A 16,015-nucleotide genomic window follows, 5' to 3' on the forward strand; every position below is an offset into this window, starting at 1 on the left:
CACTGACCGGTTCCGCTCCGCTGTTTCAAAGGAGCGGTCGCCGACTAGCAACTTGAATAAGGCGTGATTGCGCGACGAGTCTGTGACGTCGCGCTCACTGCCGCTATTTTTCAGAAACTTCACATCAACGTCACTTCGGATAACTAATGTCACGGTTGCAGTACCCCTTCAACCATGAGAACCGAAATGACAAAGATCAAATGGAATCATGCAGCAGCGCTCGCGCTTTTCGCGGCGTCCCAAGTGGCTCACGCTGGCACGCCGAGCGTAGGCAGCCGCGAATACAAAGTGTTGCTCAATCCCGTTGCGTTCGACAGTTCGCCCGTCGATACAGCCAATCGTTTTTTGACGGATCTTCAGGCGAGTCTCGCGGCAAACGGCTTCGATAGCACGGTCAAGAAGACTTTTAGCGCCGACAACGATCGCACCGTGCTGTACTACGACTCGCCGGGAACCTGCGCCGTCAAGCAGGCCGGCTACTCGATGCGCGAACGCGATGACAGCAGCGGTCGCAACATCGAGTTGAAGTTCGGCTCAGCGAACGAAACCACCTCGGCGAATACGGATGTCAGCGGCAGTTCGTCCAAGGCCAGCAGCAAGCTCGAAGACGACATCACACCGCCTTCGAATCAAACGTACTCGCATTCGACGAACGAACCGCTCTCCAACTCCAAGAACATCAACCACCTGAGCGACATCAACGACCTGTTCCCTACCACCCACGTATTCGACAGCATCAGCAGCCAGTCGCTCGCGCCGGTGAGCGGTCTGTCGATTCATGAGCTGACCTTTGACGGCCCGACCAGCGATCTCGGTCAGGAAGACGCCGACTTCACGATGACCGTCTGGTACGCCAACGGTTCGAGCACGCCGGCGCTCGCGGAAATCTCCTTCGAAGTCGACGTGAACGATGACGGCGTTTTCACTGACAAGGTCACTTCGCGCTCGCAACTGATCTTCAATACGATCCAGGGCATGACGAACTGGGTGCAATCGCCGAGTTCGACGAAGACCGCGTGGGTCTACAAGTATCAGCCGACTTTCTGTAGCCAGTAACAATCGCAGTTCTGCCGCGCCGACGAACCTCGGTCGTCGGCGCGGCGCGATTCAAGGCAGCACGTCTAGACGCCGTGTCCAAAACGACGCCAGCGCAAGCACGGCGCCGCTGATCACCAGCATCAACGTGCCCATCGCCATACCGTCCCCGATCGAACCCTGCTCGAACTGCTGCCAGATGAATACGGACGCGGTTTGCACGCCGCTTGGCGAGAGCAGCAGCGAGGTCACGAGTTCGCGCGATGCCACCGCGAAGACGATCATCATCGACGCCGCGAGCGGCGGGGCCACCAGCGGCAAGACGATGCGCCACAGCACGCGGGCTTCAGTTGCGCCATGCACGCGTGCCGCGGCCTCGAGGCTGCCGCCGATCTGCCGCAGCGCCGCACTCGCATAACGCACCGGATAGGGCAGCAGCAGGCAGCTATACGACAGCAGGAGAATGGCCCACGTGTTGTACGGCGTGATGGGCCAGAAGGGCAGATTCCAAGCGAGGATCAAACCGACGCCGACCACGATGCCGGGCATCGCATGGGGCAGCAGCGTGAGGCCGTCGAGCGCAGCGCGTCCAGGCGTGCGCGTTTTGATGATGATCCACGCAGCCAGAAACCCCAGTGTCCCTGTCAACACGGCGGTCGCTGCGGCCAGACCGAGACTCGTGAACAGGGCGCCGGCGCCTTCGCCCACCGAGGCGATCGCTGCGAAATGCGCGAGCGTCAGATTGGACACGCTCAAGCCGCCCGACAGCGTACGCACGAAAGACGTCGCCACGATCGCGCCGAGCGGCGCAATCGTCGTACAGAACGCCGCCGCGCCGAACAGCAACAAAACCGGCCACCGCCAGCGACCGAGTTCGAACGGATCGCTGGCAACCGGCTTGCCTGTTTGCGTATCGAAGTCGCGGCCGGCGAGCAGACGCCGTTGCGCAATAAAGGCCGCAAGCGCGGTGAGCGCGAGCAACGCAGAGAGCACCGCTGCGCCGGACAGATCGATCGGCCAATCGGAGAAACGCGCTTCAATCGATGTCACGAGCAAACTGAAGTCGGCACGCGCGCCAAGTGCGGACGGAATGCCGAATTCTTCGATCGCCATGGTGAAGGCGAGCAAGGTGCTGGCGGTAATCGCCGGCGCGGCGAGCGGCAGCGTGATGCGCACGAACGCACGCCATGGCGTGGCGCCGCATACCCGAGCGACCTGTGCGAGCCGGCCGCCGGTCGACATCAACGCGCGCGAGACGGCGAAATACACCACTGGAAACACGCTCAGTGTCATCGTGAGCGCAATGCCTGCGAACGAAAACAGATAACCGCCGAGATCGAAGCCGGCCAGTTGCTGGAGATACCCGTGCGGCTGCAGAAGCAACATCCAGCCCAGTGCCGCGAGATACGGCGGAATCAGAAACGGCGCGAGAAACAGCAAATCCCATAGTCGCGCGGCCGGCAATCGCGTCAAGCCACGCAGCGCGCCGAGCGGCACGCCTAAAGCGATGCTCGCCAGCGCGACAGCGACGCCGAAACGCAATGTGTTGCCGAGCAGCGGCCACGTGTCGGATTGCGTAAGCGTCGAACGGATCGCCGCAAAGGGATGCGCAAAGGAGCCGTGATTCAACTGCGGAAAGATCGCCTGCAACGCGACGAATGCGATGGGCAACGCAACCAGCAGCCCCAATGTGACGAACAGCGTGCCAAGCGCGGCGGTGCGCCCGACGCGCCCCAACCGCCACCCGCGTCGCGCGAGGCCGCGTTGCGCGATCACGCTGGCCATCAGTGTTCGCCGAACAGCGCGTTAAAGCGTGACAGAACCTCGGCTCGCGACTTCGTATTGCTGCCGTCGTCCTGCGGCAGCAGTTTCAGGTCTTTCAAACGCGGCCGCGGCGAATCGATGTCTTCGCGCGCGGGAATCAGGTAGGCGGCGGCGACCAGTTGCTGACCCTCGTCGGACAGCACGTAGTCGACAAACGCCCGGGCGTCCGCCTGAGCATGCGACGATTTGAGGATCATCATCGGCCGCGGCGCGATCACCGTGCCGCTGCTCGGGAAGATCACCTTGACCGATTCGCCGCTGGCCGCCGCGCCGTACGCGACGTAATCGACCGCGCCGAACACGGCTGATTTTGCCCCTTGAAGCACCGGATTGATCGCCTGCGCATTCGGCCCGAGCACGAGCATGCCGTTCTTGTGCAGGCTGTCGAATAGTGTCCATGCGGCTTCGCCGAGCCGGTCCTGCAGGCCCAATAGCAGATCGAGCGAGGCACCCGACAGCGCAGGATTCGGCGTGGTCACCTGATTGCGATATTCGGGCGCGGCGAGATCGCGCCAGTCGTGCGGCTCGGGCTTGCCCGCGCGTGTATTCCAGACGATGCCAAGCGCCGAGATACCTTGCGCGACGTAAGACGGCGCCTTGAACATGGGCGGCACGTGTGCCGCATTCGGGCTCGTGTAGGGGGCGAGCCAGCCGCGCCGCTCGAGATCCTGGGCCGTATCCCAAGATGCGGAAATCAGGACGTCAGCGTGCGGGTTGCTCGATTCCGCCTCGATGCGCGCCATCACCTTGCCGGTCGTGGCCTGAAACAGGTCGACTTTGACGCCGGTTTTGCGCTCGAAACCTTGCGCGAGTTTTTTGCTGAGATTGCCAGGACCGGCAGTGTAGACAGTAAGCGCGTGCACGGAAGTAATCGGCCCGAAGGCGAGGAAAAGGGAACAAACGATAGAAGAAAGTAGCTTATACATTGTAGCGATTCCGTTATCGATGGACAGTCTGCGCTACACGTCCCTGCGCAAGCGTGACGATCGTGTGCGCGAGCGCATCGGCTTCGCTGCGATCGTGGGTCACGTACACGGCGGTCGTGCCGAGTTGCGCGAGGACGGTGCGAATGTCGTCGCAGAGGGTGGCGCGTAATTGCGCGTCGAGATTCGAGAGCGGTTCGTCGAACAGCAACACGCGTGGACGCGCGACGATCGCGCGTGCCAGCGCGACGCGCTGCTGCTGGCCACCGGAAAGCGCCGACGGGCGGCGCGCGGCCATCTGTTCGAGGCCGACACGCGCCAGCGCTTGTGCGACCGCAGCAATCCGCTCGGCGCGCGGCACCCCGCGCATTTCCAGCGGAAACGACACGTTGCCCGCTACCGTCATGTGCGGCCAGAGCGCGTAGTCCTGGAACACCATGCCGAGGTCGCGTGCTTCCGGCGGCACACAGTGCGATGGATCGGCCACGGTCTCGCCGCCGAACATCACACAGCCCTCGTCCGGACGCAGCAGCCCGGCCAACAGCTTGAGCAGGGTGCTCTTGCCGCAGCCGGACGGCCCAAGCAGCGCGAGCGTCGTGCCCGCCGGCACGTCGAGATCGATGCCGTCGAGCACGGTCTGCTCACCGAAACGCTGACGAAGTCCGCGCAAGTGGATCGATACGCTCGCGTCGTTCATCTGCATGCTTAGAACTTGTGGCGGATGCCGGCCATCAGACCGAACTGGTTCTTGCCGGCCACGACGTCCGTGCCGAAGCCGTTCAGACCCAGGTTCGAGCCGTTGCGGTTCAGCGCGTACGCGAGGTTCAGATACAGGTCGGTACGCTTGGACAGGAAGTAGTCCGCATCAACCTGGAACGACCATGGGTCGCGCGACGTGCCGTAGAAGTTCTGGTACATCGCCGTGCTGGAGAGCGCGAGGTTAGGCTGCGCTAGCCAGGTTGCGCCGAGCCAGTAGAGGCTGGTTGCTTCAACGGGCGATGTGCTCAGCGTGCTCAGGTGCACCGCATGCGAATCGAGGTATCGGTAGCCGGCGTAAGTCGTGACCGTGGAAATTTTGTAGCTTGCTGCGAACGACACGCGGCGGTCCGTATCGCCTTCGTAGCCGCCGACCTTCGAGGTATGCGCGGCTGTGGGACTCGTGCTGCCGCCATTTTTCTGGTCGTACACGAGCGTCGCGCTGAACGGGCCGTGCTTATAACGCAGGCCGCCTTCGATCACCCGGGCAAAACGCGTGTCGCCGGCCGGCTGCGGGCCATACGTGACCGCGTCGTAGCCGAAGCTGTATTGCACGATCGCCGTCAGTTCGCCGAAGCGTTTTTCATAGCGAGCGGTGTTGTCGAGCCGGTCCGAGAATGCCGGGTCTTGCATCTTGATGGCATAGACCGCGTTCTTCAGCGGGTTGTATTCGCTGACCCAGTCGAGGAACAGGCCGCCCTGGCGGCCCAGCGAGAACGAGCCCCAGGTGTCGTTCGCGATGCCTACATAGGCGAGCCGGCCGAACTCGCGGCCGCCTTGCAGCAGGGCGCCGCTATCGACGTTGATGCCGCTTTCGAGCAGGAAGAAGGTGCGTGAGCCGCCGCCGAGATCTTCGGTGCCGGTGATGCCCCAGCGCGAGCCGGACATATCGCCGGACGTCAGACGGGTGACGCTATGCGTCTCGCCTTTCGACGACGATGCGCTGGTGAGATATTCAAGACCGGTATCGACGATACCGTAGAGCGTGACAGACGAGCCGGAAATGGCGGGTGATTCGTCGGCATGTGCGTAGGCAGACAGGCTGGCGCAGACGGCCAGACAGCAGCCTACCGCCGTAGTGCGGTAGGAGTGGTTCACGGATTGTGTCCTCTTTGGGATTAAATGTGAGCCACGAATGTAAGCGGGCCTTAAGTCACCAGCGTGACAGGAGGGCCGCTAGAACGCTGCCTTCTTGACATCGTTGCTCGACCCATTTGTCAGGATGGCGCCCGTAATAACGTGAAAGAGATGATCCCCTCGTGGCGCGAATCCGGGCTGGCCGACGAGCCAGCCGAACGCCGACATCAGGGCGAACAGGTCGACTCCATCGATATCGGCGCGCGCCGTTCCCTCGGCTTGAGCGCGGACCAGTAGTCGCGCGCCCGCTGAACGCAGCGCTGTGCTCGAAGCATGAAGCGCGGAGTCCGGGTCCGCGTGCGCGGTCGCAAACAAGGCGCAGATACCGTTATAGGTACGAACGAATGCAACCCCTTCGCGAAACCAGGACACCAGCGCTTCGTCAGGTGGATTCGACGTTTCGAGTTCGGCCGCCTGCTGTATCAGTTCGTCCACTTTCATGCGCAGCAACGCTTCGAACAAGGCTTCTCGTGTCGGGAAATGGCGAAATAGTGTGGCCAACCCGACGTCGGCCCGGCGGGCGATATCTCGCATGGACGCGTCGGCACCATGCTCGGTGACGACGTCACGCGCGACTGCAATGAGATGGTCGTAATTCTTTCTGGCGTCAGCTCGCATAAATTGCCTTGACAAACGGATCAGTGATCCGAATATAATGAACCTGTATCCGGATCAGTGATCCACAAGATACAGCACATTTGTGCCAATGGGAACAGAGGCGCAGTACGACACACCACGAAAGGAGTTGTCATGGGAAAGCTCGAGGGTAAGGTTGCAGTCATCACGGGTGGATCAAGCGGCATGGCGCTGGCGAGCGCCAAGCGGTTCGTTGAAGAAGGCGCCTATGTCTTCATCACGGGCCGGAGGCAGGAGGCGCTCGACGAGGCCGTCAAACTGATTGGCCGGAACGTGACCGGCGTGCGCGGCGACGGGGCCAATCTGGACGACCTCGACCGCCTGTTCGATACAGTCAAGCGGGAAAAGGGCAAGATCGACATCCTGTTCGCGAGCGCAGGCACGGGCGAAGCCGTCCCACTGGGCGAGATTACCGAGCAGCACTTCGATGCGACCTTCGGTCTGAATACGCGCGGAACGCTGTTTGCGGTTCAGAAGGCGTTGCCGCTGTTCAACGATGGCGGGTCGATCTTCATGACCGGGTCAGTTGCTTCGGTGAAAGGTTTCCCTGGTTATGGCGTGTATGCGGCGAGCAAGGCGGCGTTGCGCTCATTCGCACGCACTTGGCTTAACGAACTGAGGGGCAGGAATATCCGGGTGAACGTGCTGAGCCCGGGGCCGATCGCCACACCGATGCAGGACCAGGTTCTCACCGAGGAGGCGAAGCGGATGTTCGAATCCCTGATCCCGCGGGGAAAGATGGGTCGTCCTGAGGAAATTGCGACGGTCGCGCTGTTTCTTGCGTCAGATGATTCGAGCTTCGTGAATGGGGTGGAGTTGTCTGTCGACGGCGGCTTCTCGGCCATCTGAAATCGCGCCGAAAGGCGCGTAGAAGGACCTTTCAACTCGACAAAGATGATCTGATTTGTGTCGATAAATTTGGATTCCTTACAGTACTGAATGGAGAGTTCGCATGAACTATTCGATTATTGGCTTTGGCGCGATAGGCCAGGCACTCGCCCGAGCGTTTGCAAGAAAGAACATCGATGTGACCGTCGCCAGCCGGCGCCCTCCCGAGGCGTTGATGGAACAAGCACGAGCGATCGGCTCCACCGTTGTCCCCGGGACGCTGCAGGATGCAATCGCGTCCGACACGATCTTCCTCGCGGTTCCGTTTTGGGAACATCGCGAAGTCGCGAAGCAGATCCCAACCTGGCAGGGCAAGACGATCATCGACACGACAAATGGTTTCGGTGTTCCCGTTGAAGATCTGGAAGGTCAGCCGTCGGCTGCGGTTGTCGCCAAAGCGTTTACCGGTGCCAGGTTCGTAAAGGGCTTTAACCACCTGCCCGCTGCCGTTCTGGCCGCTGATCCGAGCGTGAATGGCGGCAGCCGCGTCGTGTTTTTGTCGAGCGATGACGAAAATGCGGTGGCACCGGTCGCTGCTTTGGCCGAACAACTCGGTTTCGCGCCGATTTCGCTAGGACCGCTTAAGGATGGCGGCTTGCTTGTCCAAGGCAGAGGGAATACCTGGGGTCAACTGATCTTCAAGGATCTCGTCAAGTTCAAATAGCGGCGCCTCACGACGAAGTCACAGCGGCCACGCGCTTCGATGTGGACGCGGGCGCTTATGGGTAGGAGCGGACGACTCCCCAAAGAAAGAGGCGAACATATCGCGCGCGAAAGGCATTCGTAATAATTGGCGCACGCAGCAATGCTCGATTGCGAGAGGCGCTATTGTGGCGACTTGCCTCTGCAACACATGGCGCGATAGAATCGCGCCTGCTCATTGGGGAGTAGCCGCCTCGAACGCCATGTTCGAGGGCGCACGTCAACATACTTGGCGAGTCGAAAGACCCGCTATGGCGTGTGCAGCTAAATGCCTGGCAAGACCGATGACTCGCATTCCGACCTAACCGGGTCGCCGGAATGCGCGTCATCGCGTTTTTTCTGCGCGGCCCGGATACAACAACCCCCATGCAATCCTTCCTCATTTCGACCAGTGTGGTCGGCCTTGCTGAAATCGGCGACAAGACTCAGCTTCTGTCCCTGGTTCTGGCAGCGCGATATCGCAAGCCCATCCCCATCATCCTTGGTGTTTTTGCCGCTACCCTCATCAACCATGGTGCATCTGGCGCACTCGGCGCGTGGCTTGCGAGCGTTCTGAGTCCAGGCATTCTGAATTGGGCGGTTGTCGCGTCGTTCGCCGTGATGGCGGTGTGGATTCTCGTTCCGGACAAGCTGGACGACGCCGACGCGGTTCTGACGAAAAACTCGATGGGTGTGTTCGGCACAACCGCGCTCACATTCTTTCTCGCCGAGATGGGCGATAAAACCCAAATCGTCACGATTGCTCTGGCGGCGCGCTTTCACGAGTTTTTCGGTGTGGTTGCCGGCACGACGCTCGGCATGATGTTGGCAAATGTGCCCGTCATCTACCTTGGACACAAATTTGCGGATCGCCTGCCAACAAAGGCGGTCCACATTCTGGCCGCGATCATCTTCGTTGTCCTTGGTGGCCTCGCCCTCAGGACCGCGCTGTATCCGCAAGCGCATCCGCTGTTCTAGTTCGCGACTGACGCGCGCACTGCAGTCCACCCACGCGAGACCTTTAGAAAAAACCGGAGCGTGCCGTTAATAAGCGGTGGTCCGACATAACGTGGACCGGGATCGGAGTCGTCCGTCATTTGCTCGGTTCGGAGTCAACGAACGAACCGAGCGATGCGTCGGATCACGACTTCCGGATGCGCACGTCGTCTACGGGCGGACTGACACTTTCAGTTTCCTTCCGCTCAACCTGCTCGAACAGGTCACCTGGTCGACGTGCCGTTCCACATCGGAGCAATCGTGACCAGACAGAAGGGCACCCAAAGGCGTCGATATCTATGGCGACGCAACGCAGCAGAAGACCAAGTTGAGCAGACGTCGTCGAACGTGCCCCCCGCGCGCCGCACGGCAGTATTTGGTCTCGTCCTCGTTCTGTTGAGTGTGCCGCTCCTGGCCTTCTGGGGCGCGTATGAAAGTTTGAGTGCCGGTTTCGCCGCGCAAGCCGCCAACGAGGCGGATAACGCTTTCGAGGAAGCCCGCTATAGCGTTGCGTGGGAGGAATCGGCCGAGCGCAAGTACTTCCAGGACCCACGCCCAGAGGTTCTTCGCGAGCACCGCGAGGCCGGTGAAGCACTCGACGCGGCGCTAAAGAAGGCAATGACACTTGAGCCTGACAGCAGCGCGATGCTGCGCGGCCTGCTGGAGAAGCACGCGAAGTATCGATCGTTCGCCAAGCCGATGTTCAAGGCCGTCGACGATCACGATATCGCCAGAGCCAATCAGATCGACGAGGACTCGGCCGACCCGCTCTTCGACGATATCGAGCAAAAGGTTCTCGCAGCAGCAGCACAGCACCGCGACGATGCGACGAAGCAGCTCGAACGGCTCGTTGCCGTACAACGGGTCGTCCTGATATCGACCCCTGTAGTGCTGGCGATCGGCGTGGGGCTCGCGCTGCTGTTTCTTCAGATGCTGCGGCGCATTCGCAAGAACGTGGACGCGGCGGCTCAGAACGCGCTGCGCACGAGCGAACAGAGGTTGCAGGCGCTTGTCGCCAACACGTCGGATGCGATACTCGTTTCCGACGTCAACGGGACTGTGACTTACGAGGCGCCGACGCGACGACCGGACCCCTTGAAGAACATGGGCCAGCTCGTCGGCACCAGTCTGCTCGATCCGATTCATCCCATCGACCGTCCCACGCTGCAGGGCCTGTTGGAGACCGTATCGTCGACGGCTCGATCCACGAAATCCATCGAGATCCGTACTCGAGGCGAAGGCGACGCGTGGCGCTATATTCAGCTTACCTTGACGAATCTGCTCGACGAACCAGCCGTCGGCGCAATCGTGGCGACCGCGAGCGACACCACCGAAAGAAAGAACTTCGAGGAGCAACTGGCGCGACGGGCGTTCTACGATACGCTCACCTCGTTACCGAACCGCGCACTGCTGCTCGATCGTATTAGCCAGGCCGAAGCTCGCGCGCGTGAGCGCAATGCGATGATCGGCGTCGTTTTCATCGACCTGGACAACTTCAAGCGGGTGAACGACAGTCTCGGACATCACGTGGGAGACCGGCTGCTGATCGCAGCGGCCAAGCGTCTCGAAGGATGTGTTCGTCCGACTGACACAGTCGCGCGACTGGGCGGAGACGAGTTCGTCATCCTGCTGGAACACTTGGGCAGCGAAGCGACGAGCGAAGGCACCCTGGTCGCGGACAACATTCTTGCGCAATTCAGTCAGCCGTTCGATCTCGACAACAAGCAGTACATCGTCAGCGCGAGCGTCGGCTTGGCATTCGCGCACGCGGGCCGCGGCCGCGGCGATGCTGACACGTTGTTGCGGGACGCCGACGTTGCGATGTACCGAGCCAAGAACGGTGGAAAGGGTCGTTACGTGGTTTTCGAAGAGAACATGCACGCTGAAGCAGTCAAGAAGCTGGAGATTGAAACGGACCTGCGTTACGCGATCGAGCATCGCGATCTACGCGTGTATTTCCAGCCCATCATGCAGCTTCAGGAGGCAGGGTTCCGGGAAATGGAAGCGCTCGTGCGGTGGCAGCACCCCACGCGAGGTTTGTTGCCGCCGTCCGAGTTCATTGCGATTGCAGAAGAGAGCGGCCTGATTATTCCGCTCGGACGATACGTACTGGAAGAGGCGTGCCTGCAAGTCGCCCGCTGGCAACGGGAGTTCCCAACAGAACCACCGCTGCAGATTAGCGTCAATCTCTCGCCTCGGCAGTTCGATGATCCCCACCTCGTTGCCGACGTGGCTGCGGCGCTCTCCAACGCTCACATCGAGGCAGCCTCGCTGAAACTGGAGGTCACGGAGGGTCTGATCATGCGGGATACCGAAAAGAGTATCGAGACGCTCCAGAAGCTGAAAGACTTTGGCGTCACAATCGCAATCGACGACTTTGGTACGGGCTATTCATCGCTCAGTTATCTTCGCAGGCTGCCGCTGGATGTGCTGAAAATCGATCGATCCTTTGTTCAGGGCATTGGCACGAGTGCGGAAGACGATGCGATCGTTCGTGCTGTGATTTCCATGGCGCAGTCTCTTGGACTGTCAGTCACGGCCGAGGGGATTGAAACGAGTGAGCAGGCAAGACTGCTTCGGGAATGGTCGTGCCAGGCGGGACAGGGCTATCTTTTCTCACGGCCTCTGCCTGCAGAGGAGTTCATCGCGCTGTTTCGCACGAGTTCGCCCGATTCCAGCCGCAGCCATTCTGCGGGTGACTTCACCGTGGAATTGACCTGACCCATTTGCGGGTGGTGTCGGTTGAGCATGTGTGCTGTCGTCTCACATCATTCCGCCCGTGCTTCCCGTACCGCCTACCCCGGTTCCACCGGTCCCGTTTGCGCCGGTATTTGGCGACGTCGCAATCGGATGTGCGGCCCCCGTCGTCGCGATAAGTGAGACGGCGGCCGCGTCCGGTTCTCCATTGGCGTCGATTGCGCCAAGAGAGAGGAGCGCTTCGAGATCGCTGTCCTCGCCTGGCTGACCGACAGTGAATGCGGTGGTCAGAAAATTGGCGGTGGAAAGCGTAACACTGTACTTTTGCTGCAGGTTCTGGACGACAGCGGCCTGCGCAGTCAGAACGTTCGTCTGATTCTGCAGCGTCTGCTGAAATTGCGTGTTAGTCGCGAAGCCGGCGATCAGCCCGCTTTCATTCGTACCGAGTTGCGCCGCCAGATACGACAACATCAGATCCGTCTCCGGCGTGACGTTGAACGTGCCGCCGGCGAACGCTGCGGAGTGCAGCGTCGTCCCGCCCGAAGTCGCAGCGATCATGCACGGCATCGCTGCGCTGAATGCCGCGCGGTAGTTTCCGCTCGCATCTGCTGTGACCGACATCGAGCCCCGCGCGCAGTTGATGCTGATCGTCGCGTTCGCGAGCGCCTTGCCGGTTGCCGCCGTACCGGCGATCGAAACCATCGACACGCTGCTTGCGCTACTTCCACCGCCTCCGCCGCCGCAGCCAGCGAACAACGCAACGGATGCAATTAGCAGCCCTGCGCTGACAGAACGGATGACGTGCTGTTGTCGAGTGCTCATCGAAGTCTGCCGGTGGTTCATATGTCGTCTAAACGATTTTGCAGGGGCGTCTATTCCACCTTGCGCGCAGTTCCTGATGGAATATAGCGGCCCCGCCGTACGTTTATTCGGGGTGTCGACGCTAGAAATGATGCATGGCGCTCTGCGCGACGTTCCATCATCACGCGGCATCTGCTTGGGGGAAGTTTGAAACGAACCATGAACGACCATGGAGACCGAACGAGGCGAGGCCTGGGCGACCCGGATTTGCGGCCGCTATCGGCGTTTGCCGACGATGAACTGTCCGCCAGGGAGCACGAGACCACGCTCGTTCGACTGACGACCAACCCTCGGGCGGCCGAGCGCGTGGCGAACTACCGCGCGCAAAAAGCCGCGCTGACAGCACTGTTCGGAGAACCGCACGACGATGCGCGCTGTATCGTCGTGCGCCACCGTACGTCATGGTGGCAACAGGCCGGCGTGGCGGCATCGTGCGTGGCGATGGGCGTGGCGCTCGGCTCAGTACCAGGCTGGATGTCGACGAATATCGCGGCTGATTCACCCGTGTTCGCGAAGCGCGCCGACATCGCTTTCGCGGTGTACGCGCCTGAGCAACGCCACCCCGTAGAAGTAGCGGCGCCGCAACGCGATCAACTGGTCGACTGGCTGTCACGGCGCCTCGGTCAGCGCTTGTCGGTGCCTTCGCTTCGGGAATACGGCTTTTCGCTGATTGGCGGCCGCTTGCTGCCCGGCGAATCCGGCCCTGCCGCGCAGTTCATGTATCAGAACACGGCAGGCGCCCGGCTCACGATGTACGTTGCAGGGGTTCCAAAGGACGCGACGGTGTTCCGCCTGTTTCGTGACGGCAATCGCAGCACGTTCTACTGGGAGAGTCAGGGGACGGGATGCGCGCTGACTGGCCTCGTCTCAGAGGTGCAATTGCGATCCATGGCGGTCGACGCATGCAGCATGCTCGGGCGGGCGTTCAGAAGCCGGGAAACCAGCGGCGGTTTGAACCCATGATGTTTTGCGGAGCGCGTATTTCCGACCACCCAGCAAGCCGAAGCTCGGTGCTTGCCGCAGGTTGGCAGGCAACCGTGCGGACCTTGCTGTGCGCGTTCGCGTTGACATGCCTGTTTGTCTCAACGGACATTCACGCCCAATCTAATAGCCCGATTGCACTGGCTTCATCCCGCACGTCGGCGGGATGCGCCGATGTTGCCACGTCGGATACCGTGAGTGTGGACGTCAATCGGTTCCGGTGTCTCGCGGCTCGCGATCAGGCGGCTTCGTTGCGAACGTGGATTGAAAGCCGCTCGCTTCTGCCCCTCACCGACGCTCAGATCCTTTCGTTGATGGACGCAATGAAGCCGGATGCCTTCGTCGAGTACGCGAGGTCCGACATGGTTCCCGGCGACGCCTGCGAATACAGGATGTTCCGCCAGGAGCGGATATCCGGAAGATGGTCCGATCGGCCCGATCACATGGTTGTCCGCTACCAGGACAACCCTCGAAAAGTCTACGCAAAATGGCTACCCGACGGCGCCCATGCAGGACAGGAGATTCTCTACGACGAAACAAGGGATCCTGATAGCATCGTCGCCCATCTGGGCGGAGCGCTGCGTATCGTCTCGGGCAAGGTCGCCGTCGACGGCGCGTTCGCGCACACCCAGTCCCGCCATAGTGTCCGCGATCTCGGCCTGCAGTACATTGCACGCACCATCGAGCACGATGCCCACAGCTTTCGTGAAGAGGGCCTGACTGAAAAACCGACCCGCATCGAACTGATGAACGTGCACGGCGCACGCTTGCTTGCATGGACATGGACCGCACCGTCGGGGCCGCCAGCGCACTATGCGCAGCGCGTGAGACTGCTATTCGATCTGCAGCACTCCTGGCCCAGTGGTGAAGCTGCATGGAACGAACGCGGCGACCAGGTGGAGATGATCCGTTTCGAAGACGTCGTCCCTCACCACTGGAGCGATTCGATTTTCGACCGACGTAACCCAGAGTACGGTTTCCATTGATCTAAAGAATCGGTCACGCATGCCGTTATGCAGGTGCATTGTGCGTGGACGAGGCCCCACGTCAACAATCGCGCGCTCAAGCCGTTGTCCGCAGAATATTCGGCGAGCGCGCGGCCGCACCAGGCCAATAAAAATAGATACTGAGAGACCCGCATGAAACAGCCAGACGAGTTGTTGCACACGGTTTACGTGAAGGCCGACCGGCTCATGCTCGTTGTCGTATGGGCCCTGTTCGCGATCTCCTGCTTGTTGGCGATACGCGACTACAACTTGCGCGCCGTACTGTGGGTCGGATTGCCTACCGTCGTGATCGCCTCGACGCTAACTTACTGGCGCGCAGGCGCACTCGTGACGCGTCTCTTCCTCGCGGCCAGTCTGATGACATTCGCTGCGTTGCAGATTCATCAGGTGCACGGTCTGACTGAATTGCACTTTGGCGTCTTTGTGCTGATGTCGTTCCTGCTGGCCTATCGGGACTGGCGACCGATTCTCTGCGCCGCCGGCGTCATCGCGGTGCACCACTTCTCGTTCAACTATCTCCAGCTTGCCGGATTGGACGTCTATTGCTTCACCGAGCCCGCGTGGTCGACCGTGCTGACGCATGCAGCCTATGTAGTCGTCCAGGCCGGGTTGCTGATTTTCATTGCATGGCATATGAAAGCCGATGCACAGACGGGCCGGGAGCTGGCCGTTCTTGGCGAAAACCTTTCACAGCAAGAGGGCAAATTCGACCTGCGTCTTCCGCCGATGAAGCTCAACGGTACCAGCAGCCGCACCTTCAAGGACACACTCAACGCCATCCACGACGCGATGCGAGGCATCACCACGACGATCGACCAGATGGCTGTTTCATCGGACGACATCGCTTCCGGAAACCACACCTTGTCGCAGCAATTCAGCACGCAAGCTGAAACGCTCAACGCGACCAACACGGCGATGGAGCAGATCGCGCAACGGGTGAGGGAAAGCGCGGAACATGCGGCATCGGCAAACAGCCTCGCGCGGCAAACCTCAGTCGCGGCACGGCAAAGCGAACAGGTTGTCAGCGAAGTCGTCGATAAGATGACTGAGATTAATGACGCCGTGCATCGAATGGGCGACATGATCACGATGATCGAGAGCATTGCGTTTCAGACGAATCTTCTCGCGCTCAATGCGTCGGTCGAAGCGGCCCGTGCGGGCAGCCACGGACGGGGTTTCTCGGTGGTGGCCGAAGAGGTCCGTACGCTCGCGCATCGGAGCGCGAGCGCTGCGCGTGAAATCAAAGGCCTGATTGGCGATTCTTTACAGCGTGTCGAGCACGGCTCGACGCTCGCGACACGCGCCGGCACGGCCATGCAACACGTTGTCGGCAATGTGGGAGACGTGGCCAAGTTGATCGAGCACATCAGCGCGTCGAGTGATGCCCAGAGCCACGATGTCGATCGGTTCAGTCAAGGCATGGGCGAGATGGACGCGATGCTGGAGCGCGATGTCGAACACGTGAAGGGCGTCGCTTCGGCGTCGGCCAGTTTGCGGGAGAAAGCGCGGACTTTGCGTGAGGCAATGTCGATATTCCTTGTCGAGCACGACGTGAACTGATCCTGAGAGCGGGCACAACTGCTGCGCGGCCGT

General features: G+C 60.9%; 14 protein-coding genes and 1 riboswitch. Of the genes, 8 read left to right on the forward strand and 6 right to left on the reverse strand.

Annotated elements, in window-relative coordinates; genetic code table 11:
• Positions 1-186 precede the first annotated feature (186 nt).
• Positions 187-1,056, forward strand: coding sequence for a hypothetical protein (locus KHO30_RS03040; RefSeq protein WP_200654009.1), 870 nt, complete (start codon positions 187-189; stop codon positions 1,054-1,056).
• Between the two features lie 51 nt (positions 1,057-1,107).
• On the opposite strand, the gene KHO30_RS03045 is transcribed toward KHO30_RS03040, so the two are convergent.
• From KHO30_RS03045 to KHO30_RS03065, 5 genes are all read right to left on the reverse strand, one after another.
• The gene (locus KHO30_RS03045) at positions 1,108-2,820 is read right to left on the reverse strand and encodes an ABC transporter permease (protein WP_211700009.1); all 1,713 of its coding nucleotides are present in this window, start codon (positions 2,818-2,820) and stop codon (positions 1,108-1,110) included.
• Positions 2,820-3,722, reverse strand: a complete 903-nt coding sequence (locus KHO30_RS03050; protein ID WP_244863922.1) for an ABC transporter substrate-binding protein — start codon at positions 3,720-3,722, stop codon at positions 2,820-2,822. Before KHO30_RS03050 ends, KHO30_RS03045 begins: the two co-directional genes overlap by 1 nt.
• A 76-nt stretch (positions 3,723-3,798) precedes the next feature.
• On the reverse strand, positions 3,799-4,485 hold the full coding sequence (locus KHO30_RS03055; protein WP_244179334.1) for an ABC transporter ATP-binding protein: 687 nt from the start codon (positions 4,483-4,485) through the stop codon (positions 3,799-3,801).
• Between the two features lie 2 nt (positions 4,486-4,487).
• Positions 4,488-5,636 (reverse strand): porin, encoded by a 1,149-nt coding sequence (locus tag KHO30_RS03060; RefSeq protein ID WP_093634148.1) that lies wholly within the window; start codon positions 5,634-5,636, stop codon positions 4,488-4,490.
• Positions 5,637-5,714: 78 nt separating this feature from the next.
• Positions 5,715-6,293 (reverse strand): TetR/AcrR family transcriptional regulator, encoded by a 579-nt coding sequence (locus KHO30_RS03065; protein ID WP_211700010.1) that lies wholly within the window; start codon positions 6,291-6,293, stop codon positions 5,715-5,717.
• A 132-nt stretch (positions 6,294-6,425) separates the two neighbouring features.
• Between KHO30_RS03065 and KHO30_RS03070 the strand changes: the two genes are divergently transcribed.
• The 4 genes from KHO30_RS03070 to KHO30_RS03085 all read left to right on the forward strand — a co-directional run bounded on the left by KHO30_RS03070 (position 6,426) and on the right by KHO30_RS03085 (position 11,597).
• The gene (locus tag KHO30_RS03070) at positions 6,426-7,160 is read left to right on the forward strand and encodes an SDR family NAD(P)-dependent oxidoreductase (protein ID WP_159001710.1); all 735 of its coding nucleotides are present in this window, start codon (positions 6,426-6,428) and stop codon (positions 7,158-7,160) included.
• Between the two features lie 103 nt (positions 7,161-7,263).
• Entirely contained in the window at positions 7,264-7,863 is a 600-nt protein-coding gene (locus KHO30_RS03075) for an NADPH-dependent F420 reductase (protein WP_211700011.1), read from the forward strand.
• 206 nt (positions 7,864-8,069) lie between these two features.
• Positions 8,070-8,257, forward strand: a riboswitch (yybP-ykoY riboswitch).
• Between the two features lie 10 nt (positions 8,258-8,267).
• Positions 8,268-8,858 carry a TMEM165/GDT1 family protein gene (locus tag KHO30_RS03080; protein WP_093634427.1) on the forward strand — a complete coding sequence of 197 codons (591 nt, stop codon included), beginning with the start codon at positions 8,268-8,270 and terminating at the stop codon, positions 8,856-8,858.
• Between the two features lie 279 nt (positions 8,859-9,137).
• Positions 9,138-11,597 (forward strand): putative bifunctional diguanylate cyclase/phosphodiesterase, encoded by a 2,460-nt coding sequence (locus KHO30_RS03085; RefSeq protein ID WP_211700012.1) that lies wholly within the window; start codon positions 9,138-9,140, stop codon positions 11,595-11,597.
• Between the two features lie 42 nt (positions 11,598-11,639).
• Here KHO30_RS03085 and KHO30_RS03090 read toward each other — a convergent pair whose 3' ends face one another.
• Complete coding sequence (locus tag KHO30_RS03090; RefSeq protein ID WP_211700013.1) at positions 11,640-12,395, reverse strand: hypothetical protein; 756 nt, start codon at positions 12,393-12,395, stop codon at positions 11,640-11,642.
• A gap of 198 nt (positions 12,396-12,593) precedes the next feature.
• Here KHO30_RS03090 and KHO30_RS03095 point away from each other — a divergent pair, with 198 nt between their 5' ends.
• The 3 genes from KHO30_RS03095 to KHO30_RS03105 all read left to right on the forward strand — a co-directional run bounded on the left by KHO30_RS03095 (position 12,594) and on the right by KHO30_RS03105 (position 15,982).
• Positions 12,594-13,397, forward strand: a complete 804-nt coding sequence (locus KHO30_RS03095) for an anti-sigma factor family protein (protein WP_211700014.1) — start codon at positions 12,594-12,596, stop codon at positions 13,395-13,397.
• Entirely contained in the window at positions 13,337-14,401 is a 1,065-nt protein-coding gene (locus KHO30_RS03100; protein WP_211700015.1) for a DUF1571 domain-containing protein, read from the forward strand. The genes KHO30_RS03095 and KHO30_RS03100 overlap by 61 nt, the downstream gene beginning before the upstream one ends.
• A gap of 153 nt (positions 14,402-14,554) precedes the next feature.
• Positions 14,555-15,982, forward strand: coding sequence for a methyl-accepting chemotaxis protein (locus tag KHO30_RS03105; protein ID WP_211700016.1), 1,428 nt, complete (start codon positions 14,555-14,557; stop codon positions 15,980-15,982).
• Positions 15,983-16,015 lie beyond the last annotated feature (33 nt).

Origin of the sequence: Paraburkholderia aspalathi (assembly GCF_905220735.1) — a bacterium.
Classification (GTDB): Bacteria; Pseudomonadota; Gammaproteobacteria; order Burkholderiales; family Burkholderiaceae; genus Paraburkholderia; species Paraburkholderia aspalathi.

What these genes read in the sequence shown, in the direction of transcription:
- KHO30_RS03040 (WP_200654009.1), top strand. Translation starts at nt 187, where the DNA reads ATGACAAAGATCAAATGGAATCATGCAGCAGCGCTCGCGCTTTTCGCG.
- KHO30_RS03045 (WP_211700009.1), bottom strand. Translation starts at nt 2,820, where the DNA reads ATGGCCAGCGTGATCGCGCAACGCGGCCTCGCGCGACGCGGGTGGCGG.
- KHO30_RS03055 (WP_244179334.1), bottom strand. Translation starts at nt 4,485, where the DNA reads ATGCAGATGAACGACGCGAGCGTATCGATCCACTTGCGCGGACTTCGT.
- KHO30_RS03065 (WP_211700010.1), bottom strand. Translation starts at nt 6,293, where the DNA reads ATGCGAGCTGACGCCAGAAAGAATTACGACCATCTCATTGCAGTCGCG.
- KHO30_RS03070 (WP_159001710.1), top strand. Translation starts at nt 6,426, where the DNA reads ATGGGAAAGCTCGAGGGTAAGGTTGCAGTCATCACGGGTGGATCAAGC.
- KHO30_RS03075 (WP_211700011.1), top strand. Translation starts at nt 7,264, where the DNA reads ATGAACTATTCGATTATTGGCTTTGGCGCGATAGGCCAGGCACTCGCC.
- KHO30_RS03080 (WP_093634427.1), top strand. Translation starts at nt 8,268, where the DNA reads ATGCAATCCTTCCTCATTTCGACCAGTGTGGTCGGCCTTGCTGAAATC.
- KHO30_RS03090 (WP_211700013.1), bottom strand. Translation starts at nt 12,395, where the DNA reads ATGAGCACTCGACAACAGCACGTCATCCGTTCTGTCAGCGCAGGGCTG.
- KHO30_RS03095 (WP_211700014.1), top strand. Translation starts at nt 12,594, where the DNA reads ATGAACGACCATGGAGACCGAACGAGGCGAGGCCTGGGCGACCCGGAT.
- KHO30_RS03100 (WP_211700015.1), top strand. Translation starts at nt 13,337, where the DNA reads ATGCAGCATGCTCGGGCGGGCGTTCAGAAGCCGGGAAACCAGCGGCGG.
- KHO30_RS03105 (WP_211700016.1), top strand. Translation starts at nt 14,555, where the DNA reads ATGAAACAGCCAGACGAGTTGTTGCACACGGTTTACGTGAAGGCCGAC.